Consider the following 19,812-nt stretch of genomic DNA (forward strand, 5'->3'; position numbering starts at 1 on the left):
ACAATGGGGAAGGACCGACTCTTCCATATTCATTTGATGCTACAGTGGGAACTGTTTTCAAGGCATTGGCCTCCCCTTCCGTTCGGATCAAGGGCATGCGTCCAGGCTCGTCATGATGGGCACATTGTTTTCGTATCCGAATCACGCAACGGTGCAACAGTCCGTGTCGGTACCAATCACTTGAGGCAAGGAGAAAGAGGATATGAGCGACGACGTCATCAACCGCAACACCGGCACCGGAAACATCATGCAGATTCGGCAATCTGCGTTCCCCGGACGTGACGACTACGGCATGTACAAACTGCTGCCGGCGGTGCCGAACACCATACTGGCCGTGTACTCCCCGGAACCCGCAGAACGGCTGCTGCCGGCGGTCGACGCCGCCTTAACCACCGTGAACCTGACCCAGGCACGGCACAGGAACGGCGGAGTGCTGAGTCTGTCCCCCACCGATGCCACGACGTTCTGGTCTCTGATCGACAGCGACCACGGATCCGCCATCATCTTCCTGTTCATCAACGAATCCACCCCTCTCTATCCGGAACTGTTGGATAAGACCGGTGCAGACGGCGATTGGCATACGGATGGTGCCACAACAACGCGGCTGACGCATATCGAGCACGCAGCATGCGACCTTGATGCGGCCACCATCATCGGCACCGGCGACATCGTTGCTCCGTGGAACGTGCCCGGATACGAATCCACGGTGACTCCATACAACACCGGCAGTGAAAACGGCCTCGACACATACTGCCTGCCACCACAGCTGTACCGCACCATGCTGCGCACCGGATGGAGCAATCAGACCACGCCCGGACTGTATATCAAGAATGTCTCCGTGCCGCCTCTCAATCTGAACGACATCCAGGTATATGCCGGTGCCGGCATTTTCGGCGAATCCCAACTGCTGATGGCAACGAAAACAGGTCAGGAGAACCTTCCTCTGGACACGCAGACGGCCATCTTCCATGACATCTCCCGTCTCGGCCCGTATCACACGACGATCATGCCAGGGCTGAATAGCGTCATGATCTCGACGCCGATGGATGCCAATGCGACGGGCGATCAGCTGGACCGTCAGGCCCAGAGCCTGCTCGCGGCCGTGTACCGGTGGATACTCATACAGAATGGTCAGGATGATCCCTATCCGAACGGCCTCCCTGCCGAACCGGAAAATACCGAACCGGACAATACTGAACCGGACGAGATTCCTGCCGGACCGGATGATACCGAGCCGAACGATACCAAGACGGACGACATGACTTTCGTCCCGGATTCGGGCGTCTCCCCTTCCCGACTGCGTGACGAACTGCCGCGCACCGGATGGGACGGCATCGGAAACGGACCGTACCGCAAGAGCTTCAATACCCCGTTTTTCTCGGACGGCAAGACCGTGGAGATCACGTCCGACGCATACGCGGATCATCCTGAGATGGCATTCGAGATCGGCAAGGCAACGCTCCCCGCGGACCGGTTGGAGTCGTTGTCCCATGATCTTGCGCAGTTCGGCCCATACCATGCGGCCGCTCCGGATGATGACCGTATTCTGGCCGTCACGCCGGTGGATGACACTGCGACGGGCGATCAGGTGGATCGTCAGGCTCATGATCTGCTTGCGGCCGTGTACCGGTGGGCCTGTGTGCGCAACGGACAGGCCGACCCGTATCCGAATGGAACCGTTCCCGACGAGCCGGCTCCCGTCCAGCCTCCGACCGAGTCGATGCAGACGCCGGTTCCCGACGAACCGACCGTCAGCCCGGCTCCTGCGGAACCGTTCATGACCGTTCCATCGGAGCCTACGCCGATCCAAGCTCCGGTTGAACCGACGTTTACCCCGGCATGGAATGAACCCAGCATCGCACAGCCGGAACCCGCAACGCGGACGATCCCCGCCTACGATATGCCCACTCAGGCCATTCCGCAGCCTCAGGCACCTTACCAGCCGTCAATGCCGCCGTCCGTTCCGCCGTCGGCGCCTGAGACTCCGTTGAACGCCGGCGGCTCTGCGCCATCGCCGATGCCCGCTTCACAGCCCGCCGGCAAACCCCGCAGTGTACGCGGCATCGTGATCGCGATCATCGCCGTGATCGCGGCGGTGGCGATCGCCGCGGCGGCCGTCCTGGTGTGGCGCAACCACACTCAGGCCTCGTCCAACGCACAGCAGTCGCAGTCGGGCAATTCGTCGCAGACCACGACGGGCGGCAATGACTCCAAGGACTCGAACAAGCCCAAGGACTCCACTGAGTCAGCGCCGACCAACTCGTGCGCAGACAACCTGTATCTGAATTATCTGGATACGAACATCACCAGCATCTCGCAGAAGGACAACCAGCTGGTCGTGAAGGCAACCATCAACCCCGAACATTCCGGCAGCTGCCTGCTCGACAGTTCGGCCGTATCCGTTGTGCTGACCGATGCATACTACGACACCGTCGCCAGCAAGACCTTCGACTTCTCCGGCGATCCGGCCCCGCTGATCTCCGGCTCGGACACCAAGATCGAACTGACCTATGACGCCAGTGACTGCACGGACGACATCGACAAGATCGTCAACCGCTACAAGGCCAACAACACGGGATACCATCTCGAATACCATTTCCCCGACGACAGTTCCAGCAACGGTTCCGATTCCGGCAACAACGATTCCAAGGATTCGGACAATTCGTCCTCGCAGTCCAACGAGCAGCCATCGTCCACCCTGAAGGAGTGGTCGTTCCCCGGGGTCGGTCTCAAGGCCAAGGTCCCGGACAACTTCACGATGACCAATCAGGGCAACGGCTCGACCGCCGTCTTCGACGGCTCCGGCGTCAAGGTCACGCTCTCCGGATGGACCAACGACGAATCCCTGTCCGCACAGGACGAGCTGGATAAGCTCAAGCAGGAGGCACCGTCGGACAACGTCGGTCTTGCGATCACCTCCTCGGACAACGTGTACTTCTCCTATCAGGACGGCGACACCATCATCTACCAGCGGCTGATCGTCTCCAGCGACAAGATCCTCATGACCAAGCTCGAGTATTCGACCAGCAACCGCGACATCGGCGACAAGATGTGCGAGGTCATTCCGCCGACAATGGAACGGTACTGACCGATCGCATCCGAATCATGTGCCGGCCCGCAGATCGTGCCGGCACCGAGCCACAGCTAAGGAGAACACCATGACAGACCATTCGCTCAACGATGACCAGTTGTTGCAGAACGCACTCGACTCATATGCCAAGGCACCCTTGGAGGAACCGACTGCCGCTCCCTTGGAGCCAGCAGTCCCGTTGAAGCCAATGCCGACCCCGGCGGAGCCTGAGCCGGCGCAGTCCGCGCCCGCCTTCGAGGAACCGGCTGCAGTTGCGCAACCCGCTCCCAAGCAACCCGCACAACCCATACAACCCGAACCCGAACCGCAACCCACGCAGCCCGAACCCCAGCCCGCACCACGATTCTGCACAAACTGCGGCGCGGCCCTGATCCCGAACATGCGGTTCTGTACCCAGTGCGGCACGAAAATCGGCTGAAACCAAGGCAAAACGCAGGCATCACGCGGCGCGGGATACTCATATCCACGCGCCGCATATAATGAAGGCTGCTTTCGGACACTGCTCCCCCCTTCATAAATGGACATATCCTGTCCCGCTGTCGCCAAGCGGTAGACAATGGATGCCATACGCCATCACAAGAGACAGGGCCGGGAAGGAGCCGACGTGAACGATGTAGCGATTATTGGTCTGGGGCATGTGGGCTCGACCATGCAGGGCCTGTTCCCGGACGCCGTAGTGTATGACGAGCCGAAGCATCTGGGATCACGCGAATCCGTCAACCAATGCCATATCGCGTTCGTATGCGTGCCCACCCCGCAGTCCGAGGACGGTTCCTGCGATACGTCGATCGTCGACTCCGTGCTGTCCTGGCTGACCAGTGACATCATCGTGCTGCGGTCCACCGTACCGGTCGGCTTCACCGATGATCGCCGGACGAAACTCGGCAAGCGCATCGTCTTCCAGCCAGAATATTACGGCGAAACCGTAGCCCACCCGTTCGCCGACCCGCATCACCGCAACTGGATCACGCTCGGCGGCGCGATCGAGGACACCAGCGAGGCCGCGCACCTGTACGAGACGGTGTTCACCTCCGAACTGATCGTCAACCAGGTCGACGCGAAAACCGCGGAAGCCGCCAAATACATGGAAAACACGTTCCTCGCACTCAAGGTGACGTTCTGCAACCAGTTCTACGATCTGGCGCAGGCGATGGGCGTCAACTACGATCAGCTGCGCGAAACCTGGCTGCTCGACCCGCGCATCGGCCGCAGCCACACCTTCGTGTACCCGGACAATCGCGGATACTCCGGTTCCTGCCTGCCCAAGGACATGGCGGCGACCATCTTCCAGGCACACGAGCTCGGCGTGGATGTGCCGCTGCTAGAAGCGGTCTCGCGCACCAACGACACGTACCGGTCGGCATACGAGCACTGAACGCTTCGATCTGCTCGACCGGAAACGAGGCGACCGGCGTCCCACATACGCAGTACGTGCCGCATGACCGTCGCCCGATATCGAGGAGGAACACCAGATGGTGATTCGGCTGTTCGCGCCGACGTACGACGTCGACTCCTGTCTTGACGAGATCCGCGACTGCTTCGAGGTCGGATGGACCGGCATGGGATACAAGACCGAACGGTTTGAAACCCTGTGGAAGCAGCAGACCGGACTGGCCAATGCCTTCTTCGTGAACTCGTGCACCGCGGCGCTGTATCTCGCCGTCAACTGTCTTAAGGAGACACGCGGCTGGGAAGACGGCGACGAGATCATCAGCACGCCGAACACGTTCGTCTCCACGAACCATATGATCCTCGCCAACGGCCTGAAGCCGGTGTTCGCCGACATCGACGACACGTTCTGCCTGGACCCGGACGACGTGGAACGCCGGATCGGCGAGCGCACCCGTGCCGTGATGTACGTCGGCGTCGGCGGCAACGCGGGACACTACGGCCGTATCGTGGACCTGTGCCGGCGTCACGGGCTGGCGCTGATTCTCGACGCCTCGCACATGGCCGGCACGCGTGTCGACGGCAAGCCGGTCGGCGCAGATGCCGACGTCGTGTGCTGGTCGTTCCAGGCGGTGAAGAACCTGCCCACCGCGGACAGCGGCATGGTGTGCTTCGCGCAAGGAGAGCTTGACCGCATGGCCCGTCGCAAGGCGTGGCTCGGCATCGACAAGGACACCTATACGCGTGCCGAGGGGCCCTCTTACAAGTGGCAGTATGACGTCGGGGAGGTCGGGTACAAGCTGCATGGCAATTCCGTCATCGCGGCCATCGCCATCGCGCAATTGCCACAGCTGGAACCGGGCAACATGCGGCGCAGGACCATCGCCGGCATCTACGACGGCCTGTTCACACCATTGGCCGCGGATGGACGGCTGCGTTTGGCGACCATACCCGGCGGCTGCGTGTCGTCTCGGCATCTGTACCAGATCGTCGTGCAGGATCGTGACGCGCTGTGGGAGTACCTGCGGAACAACGGCATCGAAAGCGGCGTCCACTATATCTCCAACACCCGCTACGACATGTACCGGTACGCGGCCGGCACCTGCCCCGAAGCGGAGTATCTGTCCGACCATGTGCTGTCCCTGCCCATGCATTTGCGTCTGACGGACGACGACGCACGGTACGTCGCGCGGACGGTCGTGGAAGGACTCACGGGCGCCGCGCAGGAATCGCAGAAAGGATAACGTTATGAGAATCGCATTGGTCAGCGAAGGATACCCGCCGATGTCAGGAGGCGTCGCCACGTCGGCCCGCCGCGTGGCGAAGGGCTTGGCCGAAGCGGGGCAGGACGTCATGGTGCTGACGTTCGACAATCTGCACGACGTGATCGTGCCCGACACCTGCATCGAGGAGATGGACGGGAACGTGCCGGTCCGCCGCATCGGACCGTTCTTCCTGAAGAACAATCACATGACGGTCGGCGCGCTCACCGAAAAGGACAAGGCGATGCTGCGCCGCCGCGCCTTCAACCAGATGGTGAAGATCCTTGAGCGCTACCAGCCCGACGTCATCCTTTCGTTCTACCTGCTCAACGCCGGATTCATGGCCCAGATGCTCGGCAACGCGTTGGACGTACCGGTCGTGGCCGGCGTACGCGGCAATGACATCGGCCGCAACATCTTCGACTGCGAACGATTCGCGGCGATCCGCTGGACCGTGGACGGCGCCGACGCCGTGGCCTGCGTCAACCATCATCTCATGCGCCGCGCCATCATGGCCTTCCCCGAAATCCGTGACAAGACCCTGGTCACCAAAAACGGCATCGACGCGGCGCAGTTCGAGGCCGCATCGCACGACCGGGCGAATAAGCGGCAACGGCTCATCGAACGCATGGGATGGAATGAGTCGGACATGATCCTAAACTTCGCGGGCAGCCTGCGCGAGAAGAAAGGCGTCATCGCGCTCATGCGCGCCCTGCGTACGGTCAACGAAAGCCAGCCGCACATCCGATTGTTCGTCGTCGGACCGGAACTGGGCAAGCCCGAGCACATGATGGTGGGCGATATCTGGGATGAGCTCAAGGAACGCAACATCATCCGACTCAGCGGACAGATCTCCCGCGAGGAGGTCCCCGATCTGATCGCCGCATGCGACGTGGCCTGCTACCCCAGCAACGAGGACGGCATGGCGAACGGACTGCTCGAATCGATGGCCATCGGCCTGCCGTCCATCGTCTCCACGATCTTCGACGACGTCGTGACCGACGGCCGGGAGGGGCTGGTGATCGACTACGACGATGAGGACGCGCTCGCCGACGCGATGACACGCATGGACACGAACCGTGACAGCTGGGCCACGATGGGCCGGGCGGCGCGCGACACCATTGCGTCCGAGTTCACGTCACGCAAGGAAACCGAGACGTATCTCGCACTGTTTTCCAATATTCTGGAGCGCAGACGGCATGATCGTTGAGTCCGGCAACGTCCGCATCCAGCCGGTTGCGGACGATCATCTCGATCTTGCGGTCCAGTGCCGCGCCAACAACGCCGACTTCTACGTCACCGGCAATCCCGATGCCGCAGCCAGCAGGGCATGGATCGAAACGCACCGCAACGATCCGTCCGATGCGCTGCTGGAAATCATCCATCTGCCGGAACGCACCTTTCTCGGTACCGTCGGATACACGGTGCAAGGCGACTTCATCGACGTGGGTCGACTGGGACTGTACACCCCGTCCATGCGCGCGCTGCTCGCTGCGGGATGCACCATCCACGATTTGACCGGCGACATGGAACAGGCGGAACGCATGCTGTTGGGACGCCTGTTCGACGAATTCCCCGTCGATGAGCTGCAGGCCGAGGTCATGAAGCACAATCGACTGTCCCTGGCCCTCTGCAATCGTCTCGGATTCCGCGAGCGGGATGACGACCGCAGGGCCGAATATCAGGACAATCTGGTGCGCCTGACCATCGACCGGCAGCGGTACGAGCGATCCAAGCATATCCATTGTCTGTTCTTCCAGCACAACATGATCGAGGAGACGCACCACGCGATCGGAGACTTCATCCAATCGCTGCAGGAGTCCGGCGTCCAGTTCCGATTCGCCGCCAAGCGCGTGCTGCGCAACGCCGTATACGAACAGATCGGCTCCCCCGACATCGAACTGCTGAGTGCCATACCGATCTGGAAACCGTATTTCAAAGGCGTTGACCTGCTGCATATCATCTACGATGGGGAACCGTCCCTGATGCTGTGCTCGATCGGATACGTGTACGACATCCCGTACATTCTCACCTTCCACGGCGGCGACGACATGAACGCCAAGATCTTCCGCGACGGCATTCGCGAGAAGACGGCATGGTATGCGAGCCAGGCCGCGGCCGTGACCGTGGTCTGCAAGCAGGACGAGCAGTCGCTGCGATCCATCGGCGTCACCGGCAGGATACTCATCATGCCTCCCGGCATCCGCGACTTCACGACAGACACGGCCGCACCGGTCGGCAAAGACCGACATCGCATCGCCGTGGTCGGCCGGCTCGTCGAGAAAAAAGGCATCGACACCGCGATACGGGCGCTGCGCGACATGCCGCGCGAATACCGACTCGACATCGTCGGAGACGGACCGTTATGGGATACCCTGCATGAACTCGCCGCGAGCGAAGAAGTGGCCGAGCGCATCGACTGGCATGGCATGCTGCCCATCGAGCAGATGATCGGCATACTGGACCGCGACGCGATACTCTGGCATCCGGCAACGACCGCAGCCGACGGGAACGCCGAAGGCATCCCGCAGGTATTGCTGTACGCGATGGCGCACGGCATGGCGGTGGTCACCACGCACAGCGGGCACATCGCCGATCTCATCGACGACGACCGCAACGGTCTGCTGGTGAACCCCGACGATCCGCAGATGCTGGCCGATGCGACCAATCGCATGATGGCCGACGGACCGCGAATCGAACGTCTCATCGAGAACGGCCGGCACACGGCGGACGAGTACCGGCTGGACAGGCAGGCCGGCAGATGGCACGATCTCTACCAGCAGGTGGGACGTTCGCAGGTAGTCGGATTCCTCGGCATATAAAGGATGACCGCACCAATGACGATTACGCTCACCGCCGATGCCACGATCCATGTCGGACATCCGTCCAGCCAGCCCTGCGACATGGACGACGACCGATACTATGCCATGACCGATCCGCATGTCCGGCAAGCGCTACGCGAGGCGATGGCCGAGCTCAACATGCCGATCGACCGCGCGCAATACTGCGGATGCGGCGGACAGGGCATCACGTTTCGCGTCGACGACCAGCATCGCGCATATCCGCTGCTCATCAAGGTGCCGTATTACGCGAAGCACCGCTCCCCCGCCATCGCGGAACACGCGATCCTCAAGGAAGCCATCATCCTGCACCGCGCATCGCAGATCGGCTCCCATGATTTTCTGCCAAGGTTCGCAGCGATGTCCGACCGGGGCCGGTTCCTCATCCGCGAATACATCGACGCCCCCACGCTGTTCGATTCCCTGCAGACCATGTCGTTGGAGGACCGCATCCGATTGCTGCTCGTCGAGGCGCGATTCGCGCGGCGGACGTTCCGGCTGTTCCATGACGGGCCGTTCGGCTGCATCGTCATCCGCGACTTCAAATCACGCAATATGATGATGACCTCAAGCGGACGGCTCATCCTCATCGACTACGGCAGTTCACGTCGGGAAACGGAACTGACCAGCCCGACCAGAACGCCACGGCACGAGCTCGGCAGCGGCAAATTCCTCTACCGCCCGCCCGAGCAGCTTGCCGAAGTCCCCGACCTGCTGTCACGCGGCATCGATTACTTCGCCTACGGCGTCCTGCTGTACTACACCCTGTTCCTGGAGTATCCGTTCACCAATCTGTGTGACGACCTCGGCACCGCCATGCGGATCTACCGGCAGGAATACCAGGACGCGGCACGAAACCTGGCACGACTGTCCCGCACGGAACCGGACGTGAAGGCATGGACCGAAACGATACTGGACGCGCTCTCGGTGGACCCGTGGTCGCGCACGTTCCGCACCGGTCCCGGAACCCCGGCGATACGCAGCATGCCGGTGCGGCAGCCGGAGCAGACCACCGATGAAGAAAAGGCATGACATGACAGAACACCAGACATTCGCGGCAACCCTGCTGAACATGGGCTATGCACGCATGCTGCGCGCGGTATGCGAACGGCACGCCGACGCCACGGCCTTCTGCGTGTACGACGCATCCAGCGACGGCACCGGCCTGCGGCCGACGGCATCCTACCGCCGACTGTGGGCCGACGTCCGCCGCAACGAGCAATACTGGCGGCGAGAACACGGCAACGGGCGCCACGTCATGCTGCTGGCGGAGAACTCGTACGACTGGTTCGTGATCCTATCAGGCATCATCTGCAGCGGTTCCGTCGCCGTACCGATGGACGAGCACGCCACCGCACGCGAGATCACGGAAACCGTCAACGACGCGGACGTCGACATCATCGTCGTCGACGACACCAGCCGAGTGAACGGTCTGAACCTGCCGGGTGCCGTTCCCGTCCTCACCATACGGAGCATCATGGCCGCCGCAGCCGTGGACCAGCCAGGCGCCGAACCATCCGACACCGTCGCCCAACCGGATGACCCCACACGCACCTGCCTGCTCATGGGCACGTCCGGCACCACGGAAAAGCGGAAGTACTGCATGCTCAGCGAACGCAACATGATCGTCGCGGCACTGAACCTGTTCGCCACCGTGCCGATCGACAGCGGCGGTGTCGTCCTATCCATTCTGCCATTCAGTCACTGCTTCGGCCTGAATCTCGGCATCCTGTACCATCTCATCGGCGGATCGGCCATCGTGACCGGCGTCGAACAGCATACGTTCATGGAGGCGCTCGCCACCATACGTCCGCGGTATGTCATGTGCGTGCCGGGCATCATCGCCGCGTTGAACATGTACTTCCGCATCGCGCCGGCCGAACAGGTTCACCGGATCGCGGCGAATCTCCAGGAGGTGTATTGCGGAGGAGCACCGATCAGCGAGGAGGTCGCATCCCGGTTCATGAAGCACGGCATCGAGCTCATCATCGGCTACGGTCTGACCGAATGCTCGCCGATCGTATCGGTGAACGTACCGGGCCGCGCGACCGCCGGTACCGTCGGGGAGCCATGCCGGTACGTCGATGTGCGGTTCGTGGCCGGTGGCGAACTCGAGGTACGCTCCCCCGCGGTGATGAACGGCTATTATCGCAATCCGGAGGCGACCGCCGCGACCATGGACGGGCAGTGGCTGCGCACCGGCGATCTCGGTCATGTGGACGAACATGGGTCCATCGTCATCACCGGACGCGCGAAGAACATCATCGTGTTGTCCAATGGCGAGAACGTGAGCCCCGAGGAGGTTGAGAATCTGATCCTGCGCGACGAAGGCATCATATACTGCAAGGTGTATGCGGATCGTGACAATATCGTGGCCGACCTGTTCACGCGTACGTTGTCCGCCGAGCAGGTGCGCGACACGGTCGACCGGGCGAACGCCATGCTGTCGCCGTTCAAACGGATCAGGCGGTATCGGCTGTTGGACCGACAGCCTGCGGTCACGACATTGGGAAAGGTGATACGTCATGACTGACGACAGGACCGGCGAGGCGCTGCGCGACCGGTTGCGCACGTTTCTGGAACATGAGCTCGGCATGTCCGATATCCGGGATGATACCGATTTCGCATTCGACTATGGCATGGGGTCGATGGCGCTGGTCGTCATGCTGACCGCGGTCGAGCAGGAGTTCGGCGTGACGCTGCCCGACCGTGGCGTGTTCCGGTATGCCGCCACGTTCTCGACGTTGGCGGATGAGGTGGAGAAGGCGCTGGCTGCGCAGTCCGATACCGCGTGACGACCGTCCGCCGGCGGTGCGTGATGGCAGATGCGGCGGGGCGACCGAACCGGTGTCATCCGATCCAATGCCGCGATATCGCCAGCGACGGCATAGGGCCGGACGCCACCGCCATCGAGCACCGGGCATCCTCGGACCACATGGTGAGCACGTTCGCGGCGGGCAACTGTGCCGCATCGACCCGCCATAGTGCCGTCCGGGTGATCGTGATGTGCTCGGTGGCGATGATCGACGTCGTCTCGGTACCCGGCACGACGCGTAGCGTACGCGGATGCACGGCGAGGCCGATGCCGAGGTATTTCAGCGCGGCCTCGCGTGCCGCCCAGGCATCGCATAGGCATCGTGCCTGGTGTTCCGGTTCCATCCGCTCGTACCGTTCCTGTTCCGGAGCAGACAACATGCTCGTGATCATACGTTCCCATGCGGCATATTGCCGGCTCCGGGCATGATCGGCTGGCCAGAGTGCCTCCTGCGCGGTACCGGCCGGCCAAGACCATGACACCACGTCAACACCCACAGGATGCCGGGATGCCGCCGCGAGCGCACAGTCACCGTCATGCGACGCGTTCACATACACGGGGAATGGTTCGGCATCGCCGTTCCGGTGGGGTTGCCGCGCATCGGGTCTTGCCACGCATTGCGGCACGCCGACGGGCGAATACCGCAGCACTCCCCCGTGAGACGAACACAGTCCGGCCAGCATGGCGCGTGCGACCGCACGCGCATCGTGATGAATGCCGGTATCCGGCCCCTTGCGCAAACCGTCATTCGTCACTCGAGCGACCCATACATCGACCGGTTCGGCCTTCCCGCGCATCATGCCTGCCATCATACCGTCGGCATCGCGCTGTGTGTGCGCTGCCGTGTTATCAGGCGCACGGCGCCGACGCTCCCCCACCCGGCTTCGCCGGGAGCCCCCTCAGCCGAGGGGGCCGAGAAAATATGCGTAACGACCTCGGCTCCCTCGGCTGAGGGAGCTGGCACGCGAAGCGTGACTGAGGGAGCGTCAGCGGCACGCCAGTGCCGCCAACAACACAGCATCACGCACCACACAATCCCAATACCACACACCCCCAAACCAACGCGTCACCATTCTCGGCTCCCTCGGTTGAGGGAGCTGGCACGCGAAGCGTGACTGAGGGAGCGTCAGCGGCACGCCAGTGCCGCCAACAACACAGCATCGCGCACAGCGCGATACCAATACCACCAAGCCCCAAAACCAAAGGGCCGACTCTCCATAAGAGAGTCGGCCCTGCACATACCCAGATCAGATCCTCGGCTTGCCGCCGAGGTTCGGATGGCCCTTGCCCACGTCGTTGCCGTGCTTGAACACGGGGTTGTGTTCGGGCATGGCGTCGGTGTGGTGCGCGGCCTTGTCGCCGTGGCGGTCGGCACCGTCGGCGGCTTCCGCCTCGGCCTTGCGCTTGGCGCGCGCGGCCTTCGCCTTCGCCGCCTTCTCGTCCTCGGCGGCCTTGCGGGCGGCCGGGAACTCGCCGGTCAGCGGGTCGACCTGCGATTCGGGATGCGTCTCGTCGTAACCCTGCTCGTAGCGGGTGCGCCGCCAGTTGCGGATCGACGCGTTCGTGCCGCGGTGGTGCACATGGTACTTGCGCGGCGTGCCGCCAAGCGGCAGTTCCTTGACTTCCTTCGCGACGGCGATCTGGTTGACGTTCGACGGGTCCATGATGGCGATCGGCGCGACCGGCTCGGGTTCGGCCGGCGCGGCCGTGCGCTGCTGCATGCGCTCGGGCAGCCATTCGGCCAGACGCGACAGCAGCCAGCAGGCGATGAAATAGATCACCGCGGCCATGACGAGCGTCTGCAGAATGTTGAAGTACATCGAGCCGAGTCGGCGCGACTCCTGCAAGAGGTCGGTGTACATGATGATCGAGCCGAGCGCGGTGTCCTTCAGCACAACGACCAGCTGCGTGACGGCGGCCGGCAGCATCGCGTACACGGCCTGCGGCACTTCGACCTGCATGAGCGACTGCGTTTCGGTCAGGCCCAGCGCGACGGCGGCCTCACGCTGCCCGTTCGGCAGGTTGCCGACGCCGGAACGCACGAGTTCGGCCACGACCGAACCGTTGTACAGCACGAGCGCGAGCACGACGGCCCAGTACGACGGGCTGGGCAATCCGGCGAACGCGAACCAACGCCAGAAGAAGATCATGAGCAGCAGCACCGGCACCGCACGGCAGAACTCGACGATCACCGCGGAGACCGACCGGATCACGATGTTCGGCAGCAGTCGGCCGACGCCGAACACCAGGCCGAACGCGACCGCACCGACCACGGCGACGATCGTCGCGCGGATGGTCGCCCACAGTCCGGGCAGATAGAAGTCGGTCCACGCCTCGCGTTCGATCGCGGGCTTCCACAGTTCCCAGCTCAGCTGGTTCTCGCCCTGCGGCGGATTGTGCAGACGCATCAAAATCAGCACGAGCACAATCGCGAAGATCACGCCGGCGATCCAGTTGGCGATGCGGATGGTGCGTCGACCCTTCGGGCCGGGCGCGTCGAACAGTACGGAATTGGAAGTATCAGCCATCCGAAATCACCTCCTGACGGCGAGCTTGTTGGACAGGTACGTGGTGAGCATGCCGATCGGGATGATCAGGATCACGTAGCCGAACGCGAAGATCAGGAAGATCTGGATGATCACGTCTGGTCTAAATTCGATCATCGAACTCATGAGCGACGACGTTTCGGTCGACACGGACGCGGCCGCGGCGACGGTCGAGTTCTTGAGCAGCGCGATCAGCGTGTTGCCGAGCGGGGCCACCGAACCGCGGAACGCCTGCGGCAGGATGATCTGCGTGGCCGCCTGCATGAAGCCGAGTCCCAGCGCGCGTGCGGCCTCGGCCTGGCCGATCGGCACCGTGTTGATGCCCGAACGCAGCGACTCGCACACGAACGCGGCCGTGTACAGGCTCAGGCCGGTGACGGCGAGCCAGAAGAAGTTCGTGGCGAACGTGTCGGAGAAGCTGAATTTCAACTGCGCGTATGCGCCGAGCACCATGAACACCATGATGATGGTCAACGGCAGGTTCTTGAACAGCTCGACGTACGCGCCGGCCACGAAACGCAGAGACGAGATCGGCGAGATACGCATCATGACGAGGATCACGCCGAGTATGAGCGAGAACAGAGCGCTCCACAGGGTCAGTTCGATGTTGACGAGGAACGCGCCGAGCACGTCGTACTGGCTGAACAGTTCGAGGAATCCGTTCATCACTCCCCCTCCCCTTCGTTCGGCGTCGGCGGATTGAAGCGCACGTCCGGTGTGTAGTCGGTGCCTTCGGTGTTGTCGCTGATGGCCCGCTGCCATGAGCCGTCCTGGATCATCTGCACGATCGCATTGTTGATCTGCGTGGCGAGTTTCGTGTCGCCCTTCTTGATGCCCACGCCGTAGTATTCCTGCGTGAACGGCTTGCCGACGACGCGCAGCTTGCCGCGTGAGGCGGAGGCGAGGCCGGCGAGGATGATGTCGTCGGTAGTCACCGCGTCCACGATGCCGGAGAACAGCGCGGTCGCGCATTCCGCGTAGCCGGGCTGTTCCATGAGCTGGACCTCGGAGGCGAACTTCTCCTTGACGGTCGCGGCCGAGGTCGAACCGGTGACGGAGCACAGGCGCTTGCCGTTCAGGTCCTCCGGGCCCTTGATCGAATGGTCGTCCTTGCGTACGAGCAGATCCTGGCCGGCGACGAAGTACGGGCCGGCGAAGGAGACGGCCTTCTTGCGTTCGTCGGTGATCGAGTACGTGGCGAGGATCATGTCGACGTCGCCGTTCTGCAGCATGGCCTCACGCTGCTTGCTCGGCGCCTCCTTCCAGATGATCTCGTCCTCGGAGTAGCCGAGTTTCTTGGCGATGTACTTGGCCACGTCCACGTCGAAGCCGACGTAGGTGCCGGACTTCTTGAAGCCGAGGCCCGGCTGGTCGAATTTGATGCCGATGCGGATCTTGCCGGCCTCGTCCTCGCCGCACGCCGCGAGCGAGAACGTGCAGGCGAGCGCGGCCACGGCGGCGATCATGCGCGTGGCAATGCGTTTCACAGATAGTTTCACAGTCATGTGATAGTCTCCCCGCGCGAATCTCAGTGGGTGAGGATCTTCGACAGGAAGTCCTTGGCGCGGTCGGTCTGCGGATGCTCGAAGAACTCGTCGGGCGTGTTCTGTTCGAGGATCTGGCCGTCGGCCATGAACACGATGCGATCCGCGGCCTTGCGCGCGAAGCCCATCTCATGGGTGACGCACAGCATGGTCATGCCCTCGTGCGCCAGCTCGACCATCACGTCGAGCACCTCGTTGACCATTTCCGGATCGAGCGCGGAGGTCGGCTCGTCGAACAGCATGACCTTCGGCTTCATGGCGAGCGCGCGGGCGATGGCGACGCGCTGCTGCTGGCCGCCCGACAGCTGCGAGGGCATCTTATGCGCCTGCGAGTCGACGCCCACGCGGGCGAGCAGGTCCATCGCGAGGTGCTCGGCCTCGGTCTTGTTCATGTGGCGCACCTTGATCGGCGCGAGGGTGACGTTCTCGAGGATGGTCTTGTTGGCGAACAGGTTGAACGACTGGAACACCATGCCGACCTCGGCGCGCAGGTTCGCAAGTTCCTTGCCTTCCTGCGGCAGGGCTTTGCCGTCGATGCGGATGTCGCCCGAGTCGATGGTTTCGAGTCGGTTGATGGTGCGGCACATGGTGGACTTGCCGGAGCCGGACGGACCGACGATGACGAGCACCTCGCCCTTGTTGACGGAAAGGTTGATGTCCTTGAGGACGTGCAGGTCGCCGAAGTACTTTTCGACGTGGGTCAGCTCGACGAGCGGATGATCAGGGTATTCGACGCCCGGAACCAGCGGAGTGCGGGCGATGTTCTCTTCTTCTTGGATTTCTGGCATGCGGGCAGTATATCGGCCGCATGTTACCGATTCGCTACCCCACGTCCATGTTGCGGACGCCTCATGAGACAGTGAGCGTTCACGCACGAACCGTGAACGCTCACTGATGTCAGATCGGGATATCGCCGGCCGCTACTTCTTCTGGTCGGTCTTCTGATTCTTCTGATCTTTCTGATCGCCCTGCTTCTGGTCCTTCTGGCCATCCTTCTTGGCTTCGGGCTTGGCGAACCCGTTGAGGTCGAACCAACGGTCGAGCGTGGTCGTCACGCCGTCGGTGGACGTCACCCACACGCGCAGGTGGCTGCCGGCAACGGTGACGTCGACGCCGCCGAAGTTCTTCTTATCGACCTTGGTGGCCTTGGCCTTGTCGATCACGAACGTGTCCGACCATGCATACGAGATCGACTTCACCGTTGCGGCGTCTTTGGCTCCCACCTTGATCTGATAGCCGTCCTGGCTCATCAGCATGGCGCCGTTATGGCTCTGCTCGTTCGCGAACGTCACCGTGGCAGGCACCGCGCCTCGGAACGCGCCCAACAGCATGACCAGCGCAAAGACCACTGCCATGACCGGCTTGAGCACCGGGAACCGGTTGCGGCCGATTTCCTCATGCACGTTCATCATCCACATCGCCACGCTGGCAACGATAAACACGGCGACGATGACGACCGTCTTGTTCTTGAGATCCGCATGCTGCAGAGCGATGGTCCACGCGGTCACGGCAATCGCCGCAAACACCAGCTGCCAGTACAGACCATCACCGCCCCACGTCCGCACACGCGGGCGAACGCACGCGCAGGCCACAATGCCCAGCACCACGGCAAGTACGGTCAGCCCGTAGCCGTGGTACGTCAACGCGGCCACCGCGGTCAGCGCCAGCGGCGTCAGCAGCGCGGTCACCGTCACCGGGATCGAACACCACACCATCCGGAAGATCACACCGACCCGCGAGTCGTTCTTGGCGATCGCCTGTTGACGAGGCCCCGATGCGATCTTGCCGAAGGACGGCACCACGACCAGCAGTACGATCGCATACGCCGCGGGCACCAGCAGCGCGAACTGGAACGGATAGGCCAGTGTCGCCTTGACAGTCCACAGCACGCCGACGAACACCGCCGGCACCAAGCAGTCCATATCGGCGCTCAGTCCGGCGCCGGCCGCATTATCGGTTCCCGGCAACGGCAGATCGTGCGCAAGGACGATGCACCAGACGACTACGACGATGAACAGCACGATCAGCATCGGCCAAGTCAGCAGTTTGTCGATGTACGCGCTCCATGTCATCGACAGCGGGTTCCACTGTCCGAACATCGTCTTCGGCACGGCGATGATCATCGCCACGGCATAGCCTTGGAACGCGGTGTTGCGTACACGGGACGCATCCGGGCTTTGCGCCGCGCGGGCATATAACGCGGCTCCCAGCGGAACGAACACGATCAGCGCGGTGAGCGCCCATCCCAGACCATAGGGGGTCACGCTCGACGTCAACAGCGATTGAGGCCAAGTCTTGCCGATCACCGCGCAGGCGATGTATCCGGCGAGCGTCGCCAGCACCAATACCAGCACTCTGCCGCCCGACATGAAGCCGGCAACCACCACAAGCACTGCGATGAAGAACAGGGTGGACAGCAGCTGCGCGGCGGATATGTTCTGGAACACGCTCTTCCAACCGGGCAGCATGATCTCATGCCAGCTCAGCAGACATCCGATTGCGGCGCTCAGGAAATACATTCCCCAGCCGGTGGCCGCCAACATGTCCTTGTTGCCCCGGTATGCCAACAATGCACCGGAGAGGATCGCCGTGACCGCGATTCCAAGATACAGGCTCGGGGCCGAACTGGAGACGGCGTACCAAGCGACGATGGCGATGGACAGCACCGCCGGGCACAGATTGCTTTTCAATGACGGTTTCATAACGATATGCCTTTACACACCAAAAAAGACCGATGATACGGTCACGCGACGAACAGGAACACGCAGTACAGCATGAATATCATGAACAGCACCGCGATCAGCGTGCGGATATTGTTATACACCGCGCCTCGGTAGACGTACGCGTATCCGCCGACCGCCAGCAATGCAAGCACGATGCACAGGATCGTCCGCACGACGAACGCGCCGCCGCCGATCAGCCCGGCGTGGAAGAACACGATGAACACGACCATAAGCACCGCCAGCACCGCGGCGAACACCCAAGTGAGCTTGTTCTCCTTGCCCTGCGCCTCGATGGTGCGCACGGCTTCGGCACGTTCGTCGGTCAGCGGGGCGCCGCCAGGCATGGTGTAGTATGCGCGGGCCTTGGTGTAGTTGGACACACCGTAGCCCGGTTCCCCGTGGAAATACGTATCGCCCAGCAGGGTGGCCGCCTCGGGAACACCGTGGTTCGCCGCGATGTTCAGATTCTCGATGGCCTTATCGGCATCCACGGCGGTGCTGCCGAGTCCCTGCTGGTAGCACACGCCGCGCAGGAAGAAGCCGAACGGCACGGCCGCGTCGCACAGCTTGGTCGCGATGTCCTGCAGCTGTACGCCGAGTGCGTTCAGCGAGGACTCGTCGGGGTTGTCGCTGTCACTGATTCGACTGTACTGGGCCAGAATATGGGCACCATCCTTGCATGCCTTCGCCGTATCGTCGTCGGACATCGGCTGGCGCGTGCAATGGACGGCATCGCCATTGGCATCGATGCTGACCGCGGATTCCCACAGTATGTCACAGCCGCTGGCATAGAACAGGTCGGCCATGCAGGAGACCAGTGTGCCGTATGACAGTCCGGTCGCACGGTATGCATCGCGGATGGCATTGTCGAAGGCTGTCATGTTGCTGGAATCGGCATCACCCGGCTTGATATTGGCCAGCACGTTGACCACTGCGCCGCTGTGCAGTATCAGCAACAGCTGGTCCCGGCGGACGGCCGGCATCGGCAATGTGGTGATGGTCACCTCGGCCTGAGGCTGGGAGAACGTATCCCTGTGGGTCGGATCGGACTTAACCGCATTGGACTGTGCGCGCCAGAACTGTGCCGGGCCGCCGGCCTTGGCGATGATGTCGCGTAGCTGTTCGGCATACTCCGAATGGCCCAGCGTTCGGGCGTGCAATGCCAGTTGCGGGGTTTCGGCGGCCGGCTGCGATGGCTTCGATTGGGACGCTGCCGGCTGCGGAGTTGTCGATTGCGTCGTTTCCGGCTGCTGGGTCTCGTGGTCAGCTGCCGACTGGGGTGCTGACTGGGACGTTTCCGGCTGAGTCGGCGCGGCATCCGCGGCGGGGGCCGGTTCGACGGACGGTATCGTTGCGGCTTCGGACTGTTGGATGGCCGGCTGCGGCTCGGCCTGGTCCTGCTGGACGGGAGTCGGAGATGGAGCCGACGGCATCGGGGTCGGCTGTGCCGGCTGGGTGGAACCGGACTGTGCCGGGGTCGGCTGCGCGGAACCCGGCTGCGCGAGCAGCGACTGCAGATAATCCGACGACCCGAAATCCTGAGCCGGCTGAGGCGCAGGTTGCGACTGCCGAGGTCGCATAGCGTTCTGTTCGTTTGCCATG

Annotated in this window: 15 protein-coding genes and 1 pseudogene; 9 read left to right on the forward strand and 7 right to left on the reverse strand. The window is 62.6% G+C overall.

Going from position 1 to position 19,812, the window contains the following annotated elements:
• The first annotated feature begins 202 nt into the window (after positions 1-202).
• From AC1A0G_RS06790 to AC1A0G_RS06830, 9 genes are all read left to right on the forward strand, one after another.
• Positions 203-3,088, forward strand: coding sequence for a hypothetical protein (locus AC1A0G_RS06790; RefSeq protein ID WP_476528444.1), 2,886 nt, complete (start codon positions 203-205; stop codon positions 3,086-3,088).
• Between the two features lie 190 nt (positions 3,089-3,278).
• On the forward strand, positions 3,279-3,509 hold the full coding sequence (locus AC1A0G_RS06795) for a zinc-ribbon domain-containing protein (protein ID WP_476528464.1): 231 nt from the start codon (positions 3,279-3,281) through the stop codon (positions 3,507-3,509).
• A gap of 186 nt (positions 3,510-3,695) precedes the next feature.
• Positions 3,696-4,466, forward strand: coding sequence for a Rossmann-fold NAD(P)-binding domain-containing protein (locus AC1A0G_RS06800; protein WP_476528445.1), 771 nt, complete (start codon positions 3,696-3,698; stop codon positions 4,464-4,466).
• Between the two features lie 97 nt (positions 4,467-4,563).
• Positions 4,564-5,724 (forward strand): DegT/DnrJ/EryC1/StrS family aminotransferase, encoded by a 1,161-nt coding sequence (locus AC1A0G_RS06805; protein ID WP_476528446.1) that lies wholly within the window; start codon positions 4,564-4,566, stop codon positions 5,722-5,724.
• Between the two features lie 4 nt (positions 5,725-5,728).
• Complete coding sequence (locus tag AC1A0G_RS06810) at positions 5,729-6,952, forward strand: glycosyltransferase family 4 protein (RefSeq protein WP_476528447.1); 1,224 nt, start codon at positions 5,729-5,731, stop codon at positions 6,950-6,952.
• Positions 6,942-8,564: a GNAT family N-acetyltransferase gene (locus tag AC1A0G_RS06815; protein WP_476528448.1), complete on the forward strand. Its 1,623-nt coding sequence runs from the start codon at positions 6,942-6,944 to the stop codon at positions 8,562-8,564. Before AC1A0G_RS06810 ends, AC1A0G_RS06815 begins: the two co-directional genes overlap by 11 nt.
• Positions 8,565-8,579: 15 nt before the next feature.
• Complete coding sequence (locus tag AC1A0G_RS06820; RefSeq protein WP_476528449.1) at positions 8,580-9,614, forward strand: protein kinase domain-containing protein; 1,035 nt, start codon at positions 8,580-8,582, stop codon at positions 9,612-9,614.
• A 1-nt stretch (position 9,615) separates the two neighbouring features.
• Complete coding sequence (locus AC1A0G_RS06825) at positions 9,616-11,115, forward strand: AMP-binding protein (RefSeq protein ID WP_476528450.1); 1,500 nt, start codon at positions 9,616-9,618, stop codon at positions 11,113-11,115.
• Positions 11,108-11,377: an acyl carrier protein gene (locus AC1A0G_RS06830; protein WP_476528451.1), complete on the forward strand. Its 270-nt coding sequence runs from the start codon at positions 11,108-11,110 to the stop codon at positions 11,375-11,377. The genes AC1A0G_RS06825 and AC1A0G_RS06830 overlap by 8 nt, the downstream gene beginning before the upstream one ends.
• A gap of 55 nt (positions 11,378-11,432) precedes the next feature.
• Here the strand turns inward: AC1A0G_RS06830 and AC1A0G_RS06835 are convergent, their stop codons facing one another.
• The 7 genes and pseudogenes from AC1A0G_RS06835 to AC1A0G_RS06865 all read right to left on the reverse strand — a co-directional run bounded on the left by AC1A0G_RS06835 (position 11,433) and on the right by AC1A0G_RS06865 (position 19,811).
• The gene (locus AC1A0G_RS06835) at positions 11,433-12,197 is read right to left on the reverse strand and encodes a 4'-phosphopantetheinyl transferase family protein (protein ID WP_476528452.1); all 765 of its coding nucleotides are present in this window, start codon (positions 12,195-12,197) and stop codon (positions 11,433-11,435) included.
• 630 nt (positions 12,198-12,827) lie between these two features.
• Positions 12,828-13,925: pseudogene (locus AC1A0G_RS06840) on the reverse strand (amino acid ABC transporter permease); the annotation flags it as partial.
• Positions 13,926-13,931: 6 nt separating this feature from the next.
• Positions 13,932-14,609: an amino acid ABC transporter permease gene (locus AC1A0G_RS06845; RefSeq protein ID WP_476528465.1), complete on the reverse strand. Its 678-nt coding sequence runs from the start codon at positions 14,607-14,609 to the stop codon at positions 13,932-13,934.
• The gene (locus AC1A0G_RS06850) at positions 14,609-15,409 is read right to left on the reverse strand and encodes a glutamate ABC transporter substrate-binding protein (RefSeq protein WP_214373340.1); all 801 of its coding nucleotides are present in this window, start codon (positions 15,407-15,409) and stop codon (positions 14,609-14,611) included. The genes AC1A0G_RS06845 and AC1A0G_RS06850 overlap by 1 nt, the downstream gene beginning before the upstream one ends.
• Before the next feature lie 62 nt (positions 15,410-15,471).
• Positions 15,472-16,275, reverse strand: coding sequence for an amino acid ABC transporter ATP-binding protein (locus AC1A0G_RS06855; protein ID WP_476528453.1), 804 nt, complete (start codon positions 16,273-16,275; stop codon positions 15,472-15,474).
• A gap of 132 nt (positions 16,276-16,407) precedes the next feature.
• Positions 16,408-18,189: a hypothetical protein gene (locus tag AC1A0G_RS06860; RefSeq protein WP_476528454.1), complete on the reverse strand. Its 1,782-nt coding sequence runs from the start codon at positions 18,187-18,189 to the stop codon at positions 16,408-16,410.
• A 41-nt stretch (positions 18,190-18,230) separates the two neighbouring features.
• The gene (locus tag AC1A0G_RS06865) at positions 18,231-19,811 is read right to left on the reverse strand and encodes a DoxX family protein (protein ID WP_476528455.1); all 1,581 of its coding nucleotides are present in this window, start codon (positions 19,809-19,811) and stop codon (positions 18,231-18,233) included.
• Position 19,812 lies beyond the last annotated feature (1 nt).

It is taken from the genome of Bifidobacterium sp. LH_230 (assembly GCF_056357555.1).